We start from the raw sequence: 17,068 nt of genomic DNA, 5'->3' as shown, positions 1-17,068 counted from the left end.
TCTCACTGATTTTCACATTAATTTATATGCTAATTTTCATCCTGAATATTAAAATAAAAGGCGAAGCTGAAAAAATAGGAATGAGAGGGTGTGTGGAAGATTATGAACAGCAGTTCCAGTAAAATAAGCTTTGATTGGAAATTTGTTAGTGATCAAAAGAGTATCTCGAATAGGGATAGAAGAGATGTCCCGACCATCTTGGCTGTGGATGCTCTATTTACGATAGAGATTAATAATGAAATCTATTTCCAAGCAGAACTAGCAATACTAGAATTCTATAAATCTCTGTATAGATGGAAGGAAGGTATGACAAAGGACGAAATACCAGAATTTCATTATTATACGATTGAATATGATGATTATGAAGCTGGGGCTATTCTTTCGATGATTCCTTTTTCTGATAAAGCAAGAGTAAAAACAATATGGGCCGAAATAGACATTTATAATGTCTTTGAACTAAATTATATTGTTAAAGAGTTTCTTGCATTAGAAGCGACCCTTAGAAAAGATATAGAAGAATACTATGAAATCAATATAGATCGTTTTATCAAACATATCCCGTTTACCATTAGGGAAAATGAGGACGAGCTTAGAGGATAAAGTGGAAGTGTGCAAGAAGAGTGTATTAAGTAGAAAAGCTCCAGCTGAATTTACAATTTAGCTGGAGCTTTTCATTATAGAATCATAAAGTAATTTCCTTAGTTATAGCACTTCTTTTTCTGAGGAACTCATCGATTAGGAAGAATATAAGTGAAGAGATCGTAGCGAAAATCATGAGGGGGCCGAGAAAAAGGATAGTTACTAAGCCGAACCCAGTATGTACTAGAAAAGCTAGGACAAAACGATAGTTGCTGACTCGTTCTCTTAGAAAATCTGAAAGCAACGAAACGGGGATACCATAAATGAAGTTTCCCAATAAGATACATAAAAATAGAAAAAGGGCAAAATAAAAATTATCAAAGCTTGGTTCAAGTAGGATTGTTTTAAAATCTAAGCTGCCTAAGAGCAAAATAAAAACCAAAGAGGTATATAAGGCTGCTTTGCTTTTTCTAATCACGAGTTCAGTCCTATATAATCTCTCCCTTACCGGTTGTAGGATCAAAGTGAGTCCAAGTAGAGCGAGTACTATTTTTATGGGTAGGGATTCTACGCCTACCCAGATTATGAAATACACTAATGAAAAAACGGCTGTATATAGAAGGAATTTATACATGGTTGATCCCCACTTTTTTCCTTTTATTATAGCATGGAAATGGGTGATTTTTTTCGTCGAGGTATCGATGAACGATAATGACGACCTTACCCTGGTAACGCCACTTCAATAACAAACTCATTACATTTTTCTTTCTAGGACTTCAATGTAACGTCTATTTCAGAGTGTGCATACTTTTAACATATAGGAAAACAATTCTTTACAATGAAGGTTAAAAGCCAGACGCAGATGAGTGGGTGGATGGGGAAGATGTTTTTCTCTTGAATCGAATGGGTATTGGTCATTTGAGTAGATATCGGTGAGATTAATAAATTTACACTCCGTTAAAAAGTGAGTTACAATCTACTAACATTGAAATGTGACATTGTTATCTATGTGATAATAGATTTTGACTACTAGATTTTCAGAGGATGAGAAATATGAACCGTGAACCGATTATAGACAATGCCAAATTCTTTTTGATCTTCTTTGTTGTGTTGGGTCATCTTATACAACCCTTTACAGCCCACTTACAAGCGATCGACGTGCTTTATCAATGGATTTACTTATTCCACATGCCTGTGTTTATTTTCCTGAGTGGCCTATTTGCCAAAGGGCTTAGTGATAGAGATAACTTAGCAAAATTATGTAAAAGGCTGCTGATCCCATATCTTATTTTTCATACGTTTTACACTATATATTATATCGTGCTTGGAATTGAAGGCTGGGGTCTAACCCTGCTTAATCCTCGTTGGTCATTATGGTTTTTGCTTAGTTTGTTCTGCTGGAACCTATTATTGATTGTGTTTAAGAGGATTCCGAAAGGGCTTAGTATTACCCTTTCTGTTGTGTTAGGAGTAGCGATTGGGTATGTGGAGGGCATCGGTCAGACGCTTAGTTTGTCTAGAACGTTCGCTTTTTTCCCATTCTTCCTTTTAGGCTATTGGTTAACGGCTGAACACATCGTATTCCTAAAAGAAAAGGTGACGAAAACCGTCGCGGTCTCCTTTTTAGGAGTAGTCGCACTAGCCATTTATCTCCTGCCATCTTTTTCGAGTAACTGGTTGTTAGCCTCTTCCGCATATGAGGCACTAGGTTCCCCGCAAATCGGGGGGGTGATTAGGATCGGCATTTACTTGGTATCAACATTAATGGCGATCTCAATTCTGTCTTTGATACCAAGAGGGCAATTCCTTTTCACGAAAATAGGAGAGAAAACCTTATACATCTATCTCCTACATGGCATATTCATTCATTTCTTTAGAGAGACAGGTCTATTAAAGATTGATAACCCCCTTGATCTTGTTGGATTAGTAATCATTAGTCTAGTCATTGTGTTCATTCTGTCATCTAAACCTGTACTGATCCTTTCCCAACCTTTCATTGAAGGGAGAGCTACCCTATTCAGAGAGACCTTTGCTAGGAGATCTCCGAGGTATGGAAGGTCAAATGGTTTGAGGGAAACGAACCATTGAGCACAGTGTGATTTATTTGGTGTTGCAATAAGCAGAAGGAATCGTCCGCCAACTAAGAGTGGATGGTTCCTTCATTAGTTGCACACATCGACTTTAACCTGTTTTTGAAAACGCAGTACCACTTATCTGAACTTTTAAATATACTGTGCTACATCTCGATCTTTATCAAGCATAACAACTCATTTGAAATCAAACTAAACAAATCGTGCAACAAGGGCAATAAGTAATCCTGTAATTATTCCAATATCTGTTGAGAAACTTTTATTCTCTTTTCTTTTTTCTAGTAGTGAAAGGACCTTCCCAAATATGACTAATATAATACCCGTACTTATTACGATCTTGCTAAAAGTAGAACTAAATGTAATAGTGTCAGACATTAGCACTATTGAGATTGGAATGAAAATTAACAAGGCTGCACTTAAATACAAAAACCATTTCAGCTTATCCACTACATAACCCTCCCCAGTCCACCGTAAGCTCAATATTTTGTTTACTTCATATGTTTTTATTTTAACATAAATTTCCTTTTTTATTAAACTCTTGGCCCACATAGTTACATTTATAACTGCTTTGTTATAATAACCCCTACCCCAATTAACATGTATAATCCCATCATGTACACAATTAACCAACCTGTTTCAATAAAATGAACACCCATTGAAAATAGAATTAATAAAACCGCTCCACTCCCAAATAGAACGACGTAAAGAACAACCATTAAGTAATTTTTCATAAGTAATACACTGCGTTCATCAACGGATGGAACATTTCCATTTCTTTTTTTATTCCACTTAGCAATAAGCAGATAGACGAAAAATCCTAAGAGTGTACCCACAATAATAGCGATAGCAATGTCATAGTTGTATTCACCAGTCTCTTTTCCTACGATATACACACCTAAGAATCCACCTATAATCATACATCCAATCACAACAGACCAGATGATGATTTGGAACTTTCGGTTTCTCATAGCTATTCCTCCTCTGTTTTCTCTAAATAAAACAATTCCTCAATTGGTACATTAAAATACTGTACTAATTTTAGTGCCAACTCCAAACTAGGATTATACTTATTTTTTTCAATTGCATTTACGGTTTGACGTGTGATTTGTAAGTCTTCTGCCATCTTAACTTGTGTTATGCCTTTTTTTTGTCTGATTTCCCTAATATGATTTGTTACCTTCATGAACAACCCTCCCGATAGGAAGTAAAGATATCTTTACACTTATTGTAAAAAAAATACAACAAAGTGTAAAGATATATTTACATTTTATATTTATCCGTACTTAATCTAGTATATAATATTTAATAATAAGAATAGTCGAATATTAGGAGGTTGTCAGTATGTCTTCATACTCAAAGGTGTTCTCCATCGTGCTAATAAAGGTATTTGATTTATAATCAAATACAACTCAAGATCAGACATACAGTTTTGAATGTATCTGGTTGTTTTAGAAAAGAGCAATCCCTGTTTATTGAGGGATGCTCCGTTAATGCACTAACTATTTTTTATCTTTTACAAATGTAACGATTCCAATGCTAAATACTAAGATGCCGATTAACATCAATGAATGTATAAACCCATTAAGAATGGGTACATATTCACCAGTTAAATTCTTGTTTCGATAAACGATATTAACCAAATTGTACCCTAAAGGTGTACTAATAAGTATAATGATAATTCCTAAAGAAACATATGTTACTGCTTGTTTGTTCATAAATCATTCTCCTAATACAAATTTACTTCTTTGTAACCCCAGAAAAGCCCCGCTGATTATTGAACTGTTATGTTATCAAAAGGCGTTGAAACACCATTCACTAGAATATCTATGAAATCGTGTTCTTGATCTGTCGTTAAATAAAATGTATTTTGCTTTACATCATCCTGCAGATTGTTAACATTAAACTTTATTGTTACAGTGTCTCCTTTTGTTTCTAAATCAGTTTCTACATCTCCATTTGAATGAAAAATAATATAATATCCATTCCCACCATCAGTGATCGATTGAAGTTTTAAATTGGGATCAACTTTGTCTTGCACATGATTAGGTACATTTTCTATTTCACTAAAACTCAATTTTGATGAATTACAAGCTGATAACATTAAAACTACCAAAAATACGAATACAAACATTTTCTTCTTCAAGCCTTTCCCTCCTTCTGTCTACTAAGATAGTATTTAAATAAGCTAGCTTTCTTCTCATCTTTAAAAGGAAGCCTTCTAAATACTTTTTTTATTAGTTCAAATGCCAAATAACCAATAACGCCACCAGCAGTGTTCAGGATTAAGTCATCAACATTAAAACTACGCCCCATTATGATCCCAAGATACCCAAAGAAAAGTTGAGAAGTTTCTATTCCAAAGCTAACTAAAAAAATGATTACAGCAGCGACCTTACTGTTTTTAATATTAAAGATAGACAAATAAACACCTAACGGTAATAACATTAGCAAATTATAAGCAGATAGCTTTACTGAATTCCAAAAGAACCAATCGAAACCTCTGGAGTTTAAATGATTAATCCAGTCCAATACAAAATAAAAAGGAACTAATTGTACATTCCATTGCCAACTCCAAAAGTTATCATCTGGTTGTGGTGGGAACATAATTCCCCCCGTAGTTAGTTGAGCAACATTGACAAAATAAAAAATCATACTATAGAAAATTACTCTTCTAAAAAAATTTCTTGTCTTGTTTCTAATTACATCTACGATTATATAAATGACAAGGATAATAGAACCTAAATAGGCAATATTGAAAATAGTATACATAATTGACTCCTATCAATCCCATTCTAAAATATAAGTTTAATATAAAATTCCGCTGCACTTTTAATCTGAATTAATTTCCTGTTACTGGGACAAAAAATATTCTATGTTCATTATCCGGCTTCAATAGTGACAGAATGTACGCCATTGCGACTGCTACTGTTCAGCAATGGCACTCCTAGTTAAGAATAGTTACTTAGATACCAATTCTTAATAAACACAGTGTCTACTTTTTTAAATGCTCCTTGATTTCAGTTAGCAACACGATCATTTCGTCATTTTGATTTTTCATTGCCTTCAACGTTTTTTCAACTGTATAAGTGAAAATAAGGATTACAATAAATAGCGATATTAATATTAGCCACATTCGATTTTTTCCTTTCTCAGTTTTGAAGAATTTAGTAGGTCGAATTTATTCGTTTGTTCATTTTTTCAAACGATCTTCAATTGTGTAAAATCGTATCGTGTTCTTCCGAATTTGCTCCCTTTCATGAAAAACTCTACTTATATTGATTTGTTTTTTCTCTTTAACTGAAATACAGACATCATCGTTATTGCTAGAATAAAAAATAGTAAGGACAGAATGATTAAACTAGACCATCCATAGAATAGCGGAATATCTACATGAAGCATTCGCCGTAATATTAAATCTATTAAAAAAATAAATCCCGCTAAGAGGTATAGAATGTAACAAAAATTTGGGAATGACATCGCATTTTTCAAATGAAACCTCCTGATTAATGATAACTTTTTGGCATTTCTACAATTTGTTAAACGGAACATATATATATTTGCGATTTTTTCAAATTCCTTTATGCTGATGGATTGTTATTAATTTCGACATAACAAAATGAACTACTGCAATCGTAAGCAAAAAGTCTCTATATGCCTCATTTGTCCCATCTAATATCATACCTACAGAAACATAGAAGAAAGCAAAAGAAATGGTAAATAAAACCAGAACATATTGCCCCATTTTTAGTTCCATTTTATAACCTCCTATTTACACAAGTCTGCACCGTTTTATCACTAAAGAAAGAGCTCTCTTCACGAACACCTTAAAAAGAAATCGAAACAGTCCCAATTTATAGTAAGATAAAAATGTATAAAGAATTTGATATCTTATCCGCAGGGGGGATGACTAGATGGATGCCTTATCTGTTGTATATATATCCATTTTATTCATTAGTGCCATTCTTATTGTGATTACTGTAGTGTCGTTACCGAATGTAGGTGCAGAAAGAAAAAGAATGATAAAAACAAAAGCAAAGTCGTTTACATTTACAATTATCATCACATTATTAGTAATAGAAGCCAGCAAGGATTTGTACTCCGTTTTTTGGGGGAATGAACCCTATGTGGCGAAACCACCTTTTGCATTGTTATCTGGTGCGGCATTTATTTATTTGAGCTCCTTACTATTCTTTAAAAGAAAGTATGGAAATTAAATACTACGAAATTACTAAGTAAATCTCAAGAGTAGGTCACGTCACGAGAGTACGTTATGTATCAAAATAATCAATCAATATCATTGAAAAAATGCTTAAACACTATTAAAAAAATAGTAATATGGCTATTAGTAGGGTAATACCTGACATAATGAAATACCAATAAGGTAAAAATGCCTCAGAATCCTTTTTATATTCAGAAGAACCTTTAACTAAAAGCCATAGAAAAAGTGAAAGAAGAATATACATTTGAAAGAAGTTACTATCTGTAATCAGCAGAATGGTAAGCGAAATCACCCAAATAACCCCAAATGAAAATTGAAATCTCTCTAGCATTTCTGCCCCTCCAATATTTGCTACGACAATTCTTGTTGTATAGTAGCACTACTCGTCGTTGGTACGGTTCTTAGAGGATCGAAATTTATAGTTCATGAATCCTCAGCTTATTCCATCTAGCCTGCCAATTCTTTTTAAGGATCCGCTCATTATAGATTGGTGCAAGATTTTGATTGTTTCTAAAATAGGGTGTAGGTTTAACTTCCAAATGCACAGCATCACTAATCCCACAGGGAGCAGCTAAAATAACCTTATTTCTTTCATCTAACTTTACTCCCAATGCTGTTGCTGTTTCCGGGAATTTTGACATAGCATCGACAGAGGAAGAATACGGCTCGACATTATTTCTTAAGTGCATTCTTGCTTCGTTCTTAACCGACCAAGGAATATTCGGTAAAAGAGTTCTGAGCTGATCTTCCAATTTCTTTTCCGCCAATTCACCAAGGTCTGCTGCATCAAAATAGATTACATCAATATCTGGAATGGGTGTCCTTACGCTAAATTCATGTAAAACATCCCAAATTTTTGATCTCACGAAACCAGCACAAACCCACCAATCTGGTAAGTTCAATGACTTGGTGGCGTTTAATATCTCCATCATCCATTTATCTTCCTCAATGAGAGTAGTTATTTCATCCCTATTGAACATAACAATCATCTCCTTACTAGACTAAGTGATAATTAGTCGGGGAATTTCTTCAGGATTGCTCCTTATACTATGCCATACAATCCAATCCTAAGTATTGCAGTCGTTAGTTGAGAACCTCATTTGGAACATTCCATAAAAAATAGTTCTTTGAATACTTTCTTGTGCTTATGGTAATCGTTTCTTGACTCCTTTCAAATACAAGTCCAGAACCAATTTGTTCTTTATAGTCCCAATCCTTTTCCTTCATAAAATCGATTACCACACTGGGGTATTCTTTCTCTGCTGAGACATAACTTGTCTCATTCAATGTATCTGCAGCTTGTTCATATCCCTTATTTGATAATTCGAGCTTCATAATTGAAACTAAATATGGAATAGGGTTTCCTTCTTGAATTAATGCACTACCGAACCTCACTCCAATAAATCCAAACGATAATACAAACATGAGCAACACAACAAGTAAGGTCTTTTTCAAAAAGTCCATCCCCCTAACTGTTTATCCATTCACGGGACAAAGCGAGAAATTTTTTCAATTTAATAGGTTGCCGTATGTAATGTCCTTCCATACTTTGGACCTCTCAACGTAGCCGCCTCCTCGATTCCGAGTAAGCCCACTTCTTTATTTTACATTAATTTCCTTCTGTCTAACAGATGAAATTATATTTTGGTATTCCGCTTTTTTGGGCGGGCTCCTACTTCTAAATGCTCGTAGTAGAGAAAATAAAAGAGTAGGTGCTTCTTACATAGCTGTGGGACCTTCGTTTATATACGTTGTTTTTTGTGAAAAAATGCTTGTCATACTGAATAGATTAAAGGTTATATGGGAAAAAGCATATAGAGGAGGTGACGGTATGCACCTAACCGCGTTTGCATTTGCACTCATCTTAGCGGGGATGCATATTTTTGCTAAGAATATGCGTTTTATACAAGTAATTCCTAGAAGTCGATTCCTTTCATTAGGTGGCGGCGTATCTGTTGGATATGTATTCATTCATATCTTACCTGAACTAAATGAACATCAAGAGTCAATCGAGCATAACGGATTTTTGCTTTCTTATTTAGAGCATCATGCTTATTTACTTGCCATGCTTGGACTAGTCACCTTTTATGCGTTAGAGAGAATTGCTAAGAAATCACAGAAGGAAAATCAGCAAGACACAGGTAAAAGCCAACCAAAGAGAGAAATTTTCTGGCTACATATTAGTTCCTTTTCATTCTATAACGGTCTAATTGGATACTTACTTATTCATAGAGATACAGAGGGACTATTAAGTTTGATTTTATATGTGATCGCGATGTCATTACATTTCATTGTCGTCGATTATGGCTTACGTACTCATCACAAAGATATTTATAATCGTATTGGTCGGTGGTTATTGGCTCTAGCTGTCATGCTAGGATGGGGAATTGGTGTCTTAACTGAAATTCCCGAATCAACACTAGCCTTACTTTTTGCCTTTTTATCTGGTGCGATTATATTGAATGTCTTGAAAGAAGAGCTGCCCGAAGACCGTGAAAGCAGCACGTGGGCGTTTTCATTAGGGGCAATTGGGTATGTGGCACTGCTGTTGATTGTTGGCTAATGGACGGTTCTCGTGTTTCCTCTTAATACACGTCACTAACACAAATAAGTAACCGCCCGATTCTACTAGAGTTGGGTGGTTACTTATTTTTATAGCCTATCCCAAGGGGTGGTGGGTAGAGCCAGTAGTCGTTAATTCGTATCTTTTTCTTGTTTTTTTAATTCTCTTAAAAGCTGGTCAGTTGCTGTTTGACCAGGAATAGCGGCTTGGATGTTTTCTAAGATTTTGTTAGTACTAGACGTTTCTTTCGTATGACCGGCATCACTTGCACCAGCTATTTCTGCATCTGCTGTCGCAGGGTTATGACTCACACCCTGATAAGATAAGTTATTGGTAGGGTCGCCGTCTGGTGCGGTCCTAACATAATCGTCAACATATACCAATTCAGTATTAGGTGCTTTTTTGTCCGGGCCCTCGTACGATAAATTATTGGTAGGGTCGCCATCAGGGGCAGTCCTAACATGATCCTTCACTTGAACAAGTGGTTCACCTGATACGGAAGTCTTCGTTCCAACAGGTTCTCCGCTAACTAGCTTCGTTTCACCAAAAGCTACTCCTCCTTTACCCTGTTTCGTTTCAACTGCTGTTTCGCTAGCAAAGAATTCACCACCGACATGCAGCTTTAAAAAAGGAAGAACGAAAGCAATGATGATGACAGGTACACTTCCCATAATGCCTAGAGCAGCATAACTAGTATAGTTATATGAATAGAGCCATTTAAGTAAATAATGAAGAACGACAAAACTAAGTCCGCTAATGATAAGTCCTTCGATCATAACGCTGTTCGGTAAATAGTAATAACCATGCAAATACACAGAACGTCCAATCAAAACGGCAGAAACACCGTAAAGAAGAATACCTGAAACAAACGGTCGCCAGTTGTTGATAACATAACCAATACGCATAAAAAATAAGACCAGCATAACAATGAAGATGATCGGTGCTAGAAAAGGTAATATAACTGAAATTAACCCTAGAATAATCATCCAGAAAAGCATCGATTTCAGCATGCGAAATGAAGTAACTAGAAAGAAGACTAATAATCCAATTCCAAATAATAGTGGATGTATATATCCGAGAAAAATAACTAATGGAAATAAGTAGATTGCGACCTTATGATGTGTTGAACCTACTTGTGTTCGTATCCAATCTTGATTCTGATCCATTGTTCCTCCTAAATTTATCATTTTATATGTAAAAAGTCCTAGTTCAATAATTATAGCAAATTTGTGAGAGAGGAAGTATAAAAAAATTAGGTTAGGTAAAAAGGAAAGTGAATGGAGGAGCCAGCTTTGATGTTGGGTGCGGCTCATAATAGTGTGGATCTGGCTCATAAAGTATCGGATCCGGCTCATAATACAGCTATTTTCGCTCATAAGTCTCGCTAGTTGGCTCATAAGTGAAGACGGGCCTACGATAAACAGCTGAATATGGCTGTGAGTAGGTCTGCTGCTCCGGAAAAGCTGAGAATCTGGCTGGAAGTTAGATAAATTAGATCATTTTAAAGTTAAATGTGAATGGAAGAGCCAGCCGATGTTGGGTGCGGCTTATAATAGTGTGGATCTGGCTCATAAAGTATCGGATCCGGCTCATAATACAGCTACTTTCGCTCATAAGTATCGATAGTTGGCTCATAACTGCAGCTAGCCTTTGGATAAACAGCTGAATATGGCCGTGAGGAGGTTTGCTTCTGAGGAAAAGCTGAGAATCTGGCTGGAAGTTAGATAAATTAGATGATTTTAAAGTTAAATGTGAATGGAAGAGCCAGCCGATGTTGGGTGCGGCTCATAATAGTGTGGATCTGGCTCATAAAGTATCGGATCCGGCTCATAACAAAGCAAATTCCGCTCATAAGTCAGGATAATCCGCTCATAACCGCAGCTACCTCTACGATAAACAGCTGAATATGGCCGTGAGGAGGTCTGCTGCTCCGGAAAAGCTGAGAATCTGGCTGGAAGTTAGATAAAATAGATCATTTTAAAGTTAAATGTGAATGGAAGAGCCAGCCGATGTGGGGTGCCGCTCATAATAGTGCGAATCTGGCTCATAAAGTATCGGATCCGGCTCATAACAAAGCAACTTCCGCTCATAAGTCAGGCTAATCCGCTCATAACCGCAGCTACCTCTTCGAGAAACAGCTGAATATGACCGTGAGGAGGTTTGCTTCTGAGGAAAAGCTATGAAATTTGGCTGGAAGTTAGATAAAATAGATGATTTTAAAGTTAAATGTGAATGGAAGAGCCAGCCGATGTGGGGTGCCGCTCATAATAGTGCGAATCTGGCTCATAAAGTATCGGATCCGGCTCATAACAAAGCAACTTCCGCTCATAAGTCAGGCTAATCCGCTCATAACCGCAGCTACCTCTTCGAGAAAGAGCTGAATATGGCCGTGAGGAGGTCTGCTTCTCAGGAAAAGCTATGAAATTTGGCTGGAAGTTAGATAAATTAGATGATTTTAAAGTTAAATGTGAATGGAAGAGCCAGCCGATGTTGGTTGCGGCTCATAATAGTGCAAATCTGGCTCATAAAGTATCGGATCCGGCTCATAACAAAGCAACTTCCGCTCATAAGTCAGGCTAATCCGCTCATAACCGCAGCTGGCCCTTCGAGAAACAGCTGAATATGGCCGTGAGGAGGTTTGCTTCTCCGGAAAAGCTGAGAATCTGGCTGGAAGTTAGATAAAATAGATCATTTTAAAGTTAAATGTGAATGGAAAAGCCAGCCGAATAACATCAAAGCTAATCTTGATGTTGCTATTTATTGCATTTATCGGACTCGTCATTAATAAAGAAGTAACCACCCGTCATCTTAGAGTTAGGTAGTTACTTTTTTATTGGCATCTCATAGGGGGCGGTCCCTATTATTGGAAACGCAAGAACCGTCCCTACGTTTCCCCCTACGTTTCCCCTACGTTTCCCCTACGTTTCCCCCCTACGGTTTACATAAAAAGATTTACTCAGTATGGAGTTCTGTGTAGAATAATAAAGAATTATGTAAAAAAATGATGAATAGTTTAGCAGAATTTTCATTTGTAGCTACAAAAATTCACTAGTGTTAAACGAAAAAAAGGAGCTGTAGGATGTGAGTAATAACTTGCAATCAAAATTAGGTGAAGGTCTTTCGAAGTTTCAAGGTGGGATTGAGCAAGGAAAGCAAAGGCTACAAGTCGTTCAAGAAATTAATCGTCTGAAGAAAGAGATGAATGAGATTGCTACGAAGAAATCAAGGGCATTGCTTGAGGTTGGTCAAACAACCTACAAAAAAATTCGTACTGGGGAGATTGTCGATCCTGAGCTGATTGAATTAACTACTAAGCTAGTAGGACTTGATCATCAATTATACAAAGCATCTCAGAAGGTACATGAATTAAATAGTCTAGGTCAAGATGATCAATCAATTATTTGTCCGTCTTGTCAAACAGCAAATGATCAAGGTGCTAAGTTCTGTGGAGGTTGTGGTGAACAGGTAGAGGTTGCCGCTGCCTTAGAGTCTGCTGAAGGCGAACCTTGTGTTAACTGTGAGGAAGATGTTCCAGCAGAAGCCAATTTCTGCCCATGCTGCGGGACAAAGGTAGCGAGTTAAATAGAGAGAAAAGGAGGTTGAAGACATTTGTATTGTAATCAGTGCGGGTTTAAGAATAGTCAAGGTACTCAATACTGCATAAATGATGGAGCGCCCTTAACAGCGATAAGTGAGTCGGTCCAAGTCAATCGTGAACCAATGAAATATTGCCAAAGTTGTAGTCACGAAAATGGTTCAACTGCGATTTATTGTATGTCATGTGGTACCTCGTTAGAAAAAACAAAAGAAAAACAAGAACATAAGGTTAATATCTCATCTCAATCAAGACAAGGGGAAAATCATTCTCTTCCTGGAGGGAGTGGGCAGTCATTCCTATCCAATCTACTACACCCTCAACGACTTGTTCATTCTGCAATCTATTGTGGGATCTCGCTTGCGGCTTTGTTGGTCATTTCAATTATTATTAGTTCCAGAATTAATACTTATTTTCTAGATATGCTAAGTTCTGAATTTTACATGGACGCAGCTGAGCTCGGGAGTGCATTTAAATTAATCTCTTTTACAGATATCTTTATGCTCAGTCACATGACAAGTGTCAGTTATGTCGCAAATTCCGTGATGTTTAGCGGTTATTTAGAGTCAACAAGTGGTCTCTTTTTACTTATTATTATTCCGGCGATAGTTTTTATTATTGTAGGGTTTCTGTTAAACCGTAGTGAAGCAGATCGTTCTATGGGGCAACGCCTAACTCAAGTTCTATCTCTTTCAATTATGTATTCTGTCATTGTTGGTATTATTAGCTTATTTGCAGGGGTGTCCTTTGAATACTCGGATCCATCGGGCTTCTTAGGTGATATATCTCTATCGGCAGACTATTCTTTTATCGAGAGTGTCTTCAATGCATTCGTGATTAGCTTCTTGTTTTTAACGGTTGGTGCGATGATTGGATTGGCGAAAGGGCAGCGATTCAATAATGAAGCCTATAGTCTTTCTATAGCTAGGGCTATCCTTAGTGCAGTCGTTGGTCTATTCGCATTAATGGTGATTGGTCTCGGTATTAGCTTTACGAGTGAAGCACTGGAATATGAGGAAGATTCTCTGAAACTGATTGTCGGCTCTCAATTAGGTGGCTATCTATGGAACGTGGCTCAGTTCGAGTCCATTCAACTACAAGTAGCCGACTGGGAAGAATCGATTGAGGCTAGTTACTCTCTCTTAGGTGGAGCCAAAGCAACTGAGGATGAAGAAGGCTTTAAAGAGACAATTAACGAAGTGATTAGTGGGTCGATCTGGCTTATTATTCTTGTTCCAGTTGCTCTTCATTTTTGGGCAGGTAATCAATTACGCAAAGCAACGAAAGGGAACATGCTAGTAGAGTTAGCTGTCTATTCAGTTGTGTTTGGTTTGATTAATGCTGTGTTTGTAACGATTTCTAGACTTTCATTTAGCACTAGCTTTTCAGATTTTTATTCGTTCTCACTTGGATTTTCAACGTTTGGTACGTTTATTATTAGTGGGATTATGGCATTTGTGGTTTCCTATGTTGCTGTTATGCTAACAAACCGTCAGACAGAGCAATTGTATGAGCATAATCAATCAGCTTAACGTACGTGTTGGAGCTATTTCAATATTTGAAGGTTGGCAATAGCTCTGTTTTGCTACGTACCTTTTTACCCGTAAAGGGAGGTAAAAAAAGTAGCGACTTCGCTATACGTAGGGTAGGGGGTGTCTGTAAAGGTTGAAATTATCGCCTTTGAGACAGCCCCAGCTTATTCGGCGGTATTTGAAAGGTGGAAGGAGAAAAGAGATGAAATTCTGTACATCCTGTGGGACGAAAGTCGAAGAGTCAAAGGAATTTTGTAATGAGTGCGGGGCGAAGCTGACCCAAAAGAGTCAAAGATCTGGGAAACAAGGATCGAAAGCAGCAACCCTCCCTTCTTTAAGTACATTATCGAAAAAAACAAAACTAATTGTAGGTGGAGTTATTGCCATAGCCGTTATTGGCTTCGGTTTGTATAAATTTGGTGAGTCGTATACTGATAAGGGCAAGCAATTGAATCAGTTTACAGAGTACATAGAGGAAGAGGATGTCAAAGGAATTATTGGAATGATAGAGTCCTCCAATGAATCACTTGAAATTACGGAAGAGCATATTAAGGATTTACTCGTGTATTTGAATGAATTTCCACATGAGAAAGAAGAGCTTCTAGCTGCTCTTCACGAAGATTCTCGCTCCAACGGAATCTCAGTGCTTGCACAAGAAGCTAGTGGAGATTTTATAGAAGAAGGGACACAGTTGATCACATTTGAGAAGCGTGGAAAACAGTTTTTGTTCTATGATAACTATGACTTTATCATGCAAGCATTCCCTATCAACTTATATTCAAATTACGAAGAGCTCGATTTAACCTTCTCAGTTAACGGGGAGGAAGTCTCTCCGGAATTTCATGATGGTCATATAAGTCTAGGTCCTGTGTTACCTGGTAATTATCTAGTCACAGCACATTTATCCTCTGAATTTGTTGAGCTAGAGAAAGAGATTGAAGTTGCCCATTTCACTCCTAGTGACCACTGGGACCTATATGTAGATGTTGATTATTTTTCGATCGAGACTAATGCTTCAGATGCCACTATATGGATAGATGGCGTCGATACTGGTATAACTGCATCTAATGCCGAAGTGGGACCGGTACTCCTGGACGGTTCAATGATGGTTAAACTAGAAAAAGAGACTCCGTTTGGTAAGGTTGAGAGTCCTGAAGTGGCAATTGAGGACTACTACCAATGGGTCGGTCTAGAGATGAATAGCGATCAAAGAAATGACATACTCAGTGAAGTAGAAGCCTTTTATTTAAATTATTCTAAAGCACTTGCTTATCAAGATAAGAGCTTACTAGAAGCAAATTCGTTTGCTGTCACAGATTTCGTTTCAACAGCCTATGATGATAACATAAGCGAGTATTGGGACTTTGCCGGATATTTGACCGATGTTCAAGTGGATTTAGATTCATTTGAATTAGAAGAAGAGGATGGGCAGTGGTTTGTATCGGTCTCGGTTCAAGATACGTGGATGAGTGATGAGGTCTATCCTGGTGATGAGATATCATTAGAGGAGGAGACAAATGCATACCGTTTCCACTTTAAGCACGATCAAGCACAGGGATGGGTGATCGATTACGTAGATTACATCTGGGGATTAGAAGGGGAAACTCTTGAAACGTTAGCAATTGATGTGGGGGAACAGAGAAAGCAGCTTGAAGAATCACCTGTATTTGAATCAATAACGGCTGAGCTACTTGTCGGAGAGATTGGACCGTTTGTGAAGTCATTTGTGGAATCATCCATACAAGCGATTAATAGTCGAGATTTCAGCATTGTTGAGGATAAAATTGACCCAGCCTCCTCTGAATATGCAAAAGAAGTATCAGACTATATTAATTACCTAGAAGAAAAAGGAATCACAGAAGATCTCTATTATATAGATGTCGTTGATATTACGGATCAAGGTGATAATAAATACCACGTAGCCATGTATGAGGAATACTACATTTATTATGAGGATGGAACATCTTCATTTAAAAGGTTTGACTCTAGCTATGAGGTGTCAATCACTGATGAAGGACCGAAGCTGTATAAATTAATAGAAACAAAAGAAGTTGAATGATAGGATACATTATAAAAAAAGCACCTTGTTAAAAGGTGCTTTTTTTTTGTTTTTTTGTGTAAGTAGCTATACCGAATCGTTACTAGAAGAGAGCGTAGGAATGGAAGAGCCGGCCGGTGATGGTGCGGCTCATAATAGTGCGAATCTCGCTCATAAAGAGTCCGATTCGGCTCATAATACAGCCAATCTCGCTCATAAGTCAGGATAATCCGCTCATAACCACAGCTCCCTCTACGATAAACAGCTGAATATGGCCGTGAGGAGGTCTGCTGCTCCGGAAAAGCTGAGAATCTGGCTGGAAGTTAGATAAATTAGATGATTTTAAAGTTAAATATGAATGGAAGAGCCAGCCGATGTTGGGTACCGCTCATAAATGTCTGATCTTGAGTGTGCGTTCACATTAGATGAAGCGAAAAATAGGTGTCATGAGG

Annotated in this window: 20 protein-coding genes; 8 read left to right on the top strand and 12 right to left on the bottom strand. The window is 37.1% G+C overall.

Annotation, left to right across the window (positions count from 1 at the left end):
- Window positions 1–102 precede the first annotated feature (102 nt).
- Window positions 103–600 carry a DUF7878 domain-containing protein gene (locus J7W16_RS03865; RefSeq protein ID WP_210595864.1) on the top strand — a complete coding sequence of 166 codons (498 nt, stop codon included), beginning with the start codon at window positions 103–105 and terminating at the stop codon, window positions 598–600.
- Between the two features lie 1,032 nt (window positions 601–1,632).
- The gene (locus tag J7W16_RS03860; RefSeq protein ID WP_210595863.1) at window positions 1,633–2,667 is read left to right on the top strand and encodes an acyltransferase family protein; all 1,035 of its coding nucleotides are present in this window, start codon (window positions 1,633–1,635) and stop codon (window positions 2,665–2,667) included.
- Window positions 2,668–2,861: 194 nt separating this feature from the next.
- On the opposite strand, the gene J7W16_RS03855 is transcribed toward J7W16_RS03860, so the two are convergent.
- The 8 genes from J7W16_RS03855 to J7W16_RS03820 form a co-directional block, all read right to left on the bottom strand.
- On the bottom strand, window positions 2,862–3,116 hold the full coding sequence (locus J7W16_RS03855) for a histidine kinase (RefSeq protein WP_210595862.1): 255 nt from the start codon (window positions 3,114–3,116) through the stop codon (window positions 2,862–2,864).
- Window positions 3,117–3,226: 110 nt separating this feature from the next.
- Window positions 3,227–3,637, bottom strand: a complete 411-nt coding sequence (locus J7W16_RS03850) for a hypothetical protein (protein WP_210595861.1) — start codon at window positions 3,635–3,637, stop codon at window positions 3,227–3,229.
- A 2-nt stretch (window positions 3,638–3,639) separates the two neighbouring features.
- Window positions 3,640–3,852: a helix-turn-helix transcriptional regulator gene (locus J7W16_RS03845; RefSeq protein ID WP_210595860.1), complete on the bottom strand. Its 213-nt coding sequence runs from the start codon at window positions 3,850–3,852 to the stop codon at window positions 3,640–3,642.
- A gap of 316 nt (window positions 3,853–4,168) precedes the next feature.
- On the bottom strand, window positions 4,169–4,384 hold the full coding sequence (locus J7W16_RS03840; RefSeq protein WP_210595859.1) for a glycosyl transferase: 216 nt from the start codon (window positions 4,382–4,384) through the stop codon (window positions 4,169–4,171).
- A gap of 56 nt (window positions 4,385–4,440) precedes the next feature.
- Window positions 4,441–4,812: a peptidylprolyl isomerase gene (locus J7W16_RS03835; protein WP_210595858.1), complete on the bottom strand. Its 372-nt coding sequence runs from the start codon at window positions 4,810–4,812 to the stop codon at window positions 4,441–4,443.
- Window positions 4,809–5,438, bottom strand: a complete 630-nt coding sequence (locus tag J7W16_RS03830) for a VanZ family protein (RefSeq protein WP_210595857.1) — start codon at window positions 5,436–5,438, stop codon at window positions 4,809–4,811. The genes J7W16_RS03835 and J7W16_RS03830 overlap by 4 nt, the downstream gene beginning before the upstream one ends.
- 223 nt (window positions 5,439–5,661) lie before the next feature.
- Window positions 5,662–5,802, bottom strand: coding sequence for a hypothetical protein (locus J7W16_RS03825; protein ID WP_210595856.1), 141 nt, complete (start codon window positions 5,800–5,802; stop codon window positions 5,662–5,664).
- Between the two features lie 435 nt (window positions 5,803–6,237).
- Window positions 6,238–6,423, bottom strand: coding sequence for a hypothetical protein (locus J7W16_RS03820; RefSeq protein ID WP_210595855.1), 186 nt, complete (start codon window positions 6,421–6,423; stop codon window positions 6,238–6,240).
- A 157-nt stretch (window positions 6,424–6,580) separates the two neighbouring features.
- Between J7W16_RS03820 and J7W16_RS03815 the strand changes: the two genes are divergently transcribed.
- A complete protein-coding gene (locus J7W16_RS03815; protein WP_210595854.1) occupies window positions 6,581–6,883 on the top strand; it encodes a hypothetical protein in 303 nt (100 codons plus the stop codon).
- 105 nt (window positions 6,884–6,988) lie between these two features.
- Here J7W16_RS03815 and J7W16_RS03810 read toward each other — a convergent pair whose 3' ends face one another.
- From J7W16_RS03810 to J7W16_RS03800, 3 genes are all read right to left on the bottom strand, one after another.
- Window positions 6,989–7,219 (bottom strand): hypothetical protein, encoded by a 231-nt coding sequence (locus J7W16_RS03810; RefSeq protein ID WP_210595853.1) that lies wholly within the window; start codon window positions 7,217–7,219, stop codon window positions 6,989–6,991.
- An 85-nt stretch (window positions 7,220–7,304) separates the two neighbouring features.
- On the bottom strand, window positions 7,305–7,868 hold the full coding sequence (locus tag J7W16_RS03805) for a nucleotidyltransferase family protein (RefSeq protein WP_210595852.1): 564 nt from the start codon (window positions 7,866–7,868) through the stop codon (window positions 7,305–7,307).
- A 103-nt stretch (window positions 7,869–7,971) separates the two neighbouring features.
- On the bottom strand, window positions 7,972–8,352 hold the full coding sequence (locus J7W16_RS03800) for a hypothetical protein (RefSeq protein WP_246879811.1): 381 nt from the start codon (window positions 8,350–8,352) through the stop codon (window positions 7,972–7,974).
- A 367-nt stretch (window positions 8,353–8,719) separates the two neighbouring features.
- Between J7W16_RS03800 and J7W16_RS03795 the strand changes: the two genes are divergently transcribed.
- Window positions 8,720–9,451, top strand: coding sequence for a hypothetical protein (locus tag J7W16_RS03795; RefSeq protein WP_210595850.1), 732 nt, complete (start codon window positions 8,720–8,722; stop codon window positions 9,449–9,451).
- Between the two features lie 131 nt (window positions 9,452–9,582).
- Here J7W16_RS03795 and J7W16_RS03790 read toward each other — a convergent pair whose 3' ends face one another.
- The gene (locus tag J7W16_RS03790; protein WP_210595849.1) at window positions 9,583–10,617 is read right to left on the bottom strand and encodes a hypothetical protein; all 1,035 of its coding nucleotides are present in this window, start codon (window positions 10,615–10,617) and stop codon (window positions 9,583–9,585) included.
- A 1,915-nt stretch (window positions 10,618–12,532) separates the two neighbouring features.
- Between J7W16_RS03790 and J7W16_RS03785 the strand changes: the two genes are divergently transcribed.
- From J7W16_RS03785 to J7W16_RS03770, 4 genes are all read left to right on the top strand, one after another.
- A complete protein-coding gene (locus J7W16_RS03785; protein ID WP_210595848.1) occupies window positions 12,533–13,033 on the top strand; it encodes a zinc ribbon domain-containing protein in 501 nt (166 codons plus the stop codon).
- Window positions 13,034–13,060: 27 nt separating this feature from the next.
- Window positions 13,061–14,578, top strand: coding sequence for a zinc ribbon domain-containing protein (locus J7W16_RS03780; protein ID WP_210595847.1), 1,518 nt, complete (start codon window positions 13,061–13,063; stop codon window positions 14,576–14,578).
- A 202-nt stretch (window positions 14,579–14,780) separates the two neighbouring features.
- A complete protein-coding gene (locus J7W16_RS03775) occupies window positions 14,781–16,637 on the top strand; it encodes a zinc ribbon domain-containing protein (RefSeq protein ID WP_210595846.1) in 1,857 nt (618 codons plus the stop codon).
- Window positions 16,638–16,683: 46 nt separating this feature from the next.
- Window positions 16,684–16,845, top strand: a complete 162-nt coding sequence (locus J7W16_RS03770; protein ID WP_210595845.1) for a hypothetical protein — start codon at window positions 16,684–16,686, stop codon at window positions 16,843–16,845.
- The last annotated feature ends 223 nt before the right edge of the window (window positions 16,846–17,068 follow it).

Origin of the sequence: Halalkalibacter suaedae, from assembly GCF_017939705.1 — a bacterium.
Classification (GTDB): Bacteria; Bacillota; Bacilli; order Bacillales; family Bacillaceae_D; genus Halalkalibacter; species Halalkalibacter suaedae.
This window is presented reverse-complemented; position numbering and strand designations above follow the sequence as displayed.

Coding starts and splice junctions, on each gene's coding strand:
- J7W16_RS03865 (WP_210595864.1), top strand. CDS start 103: ATGAACAGCAGTTCCAGTAAAATAAGCTTTGATTGGAAATTTGTTAGT.
- J7W16_RS03860 (WP_210595863.1), top strand. CDS start 1,633: ATGAACCGTGAACCGATTATAGACAATGCCAAATTCTTTTTGATCTTC.
- J7W16_RS03850 (WP_210595861.1), bottom strand. CDS start 3,637: ATGAGAAACCGAAAGTTCCAAATCATCATCTGGTCTGTTGTGATTGGA.
- J7W16_RS03845 (WP_210595860.1), bottom strand. CDS start 3,852: ATGAAGGTAACAAATCATATTAGGGAAATCAGACAAAAAAAAGGCATA.
- J7W16_RS03840 (WP_210595859.1), bottom strand. CDS start 4,384: ATGAACAAACAAGCAGTAACATATGTTTCTTTAGGAATTATCATTATA.
- J7W16_RS03830 (WP_210595857.1), bottom strand. CDS start 5,438: ATGTATACTATTTTCAATATTGCCTATTTAGGTTCTATTATCCTTGTC.
- J7W16_RS03825 (WP_210595856.1), bottom strand. CDS start 5,802: ATGTGGCTAATATTAATATCGCTATTTATTGTAATCCTTATTTTCACT.
- J7W16_RS03820 (WP_210595855.1), bottom strand. CDS start 6,423: ATGGAACTAAAAATGGGGCAATATGTTCTGGTTTTATTTACCATTTCT.
- J7W16_RS03815 (WP_210595854.1), top strand. CDS start 6,581: ATGGATGCCTTATCTGTTGTATATATATCCATTTTATTCATTAGTGCC.
- J7W16_RS03810 (WP_210595853.1), bottom strand. CDS start 7,219: ATGCTAGAGAGATTTCAATTTTCATTTGGGGTTATTTGGGTGATTTCG.
- J7W16_RS03805 (WP_210595852.1), bottom strand. CDS start 7,868: ATGTTCAATAGGGATGAAATAACTACTCTCATTGAGGAAGATAAATGG.
- J7W16_RS03800 (WP_246879811.1), bottom strand. CDS start 8,352: ATGGACTTTTTGAAAAAGACCTTACTTGTTGTGTTGCTCATGTTTGTA.
- J7W16_RS03795 (WP_210595850.1), top strand. CDS start 8,720: ATGCACCTAACCGCGTTTGCATTTGCACTCATCTTAGCGGGGATGCAT.
- J7W16_RS03790 (WP_210595849.1), bottom strand. CDS start 10,617: ATGGATCAGAATCAAGATTGGATACGAACACAAGTAGGTTCAACACAT.
- J7W16_RS03775 (WP_210595846.1), top strand. CDS start 14,781: ATGAAATTCTGTACATCCTGTGGGACGAAAGTCGAAGAGTCAAAGGAA.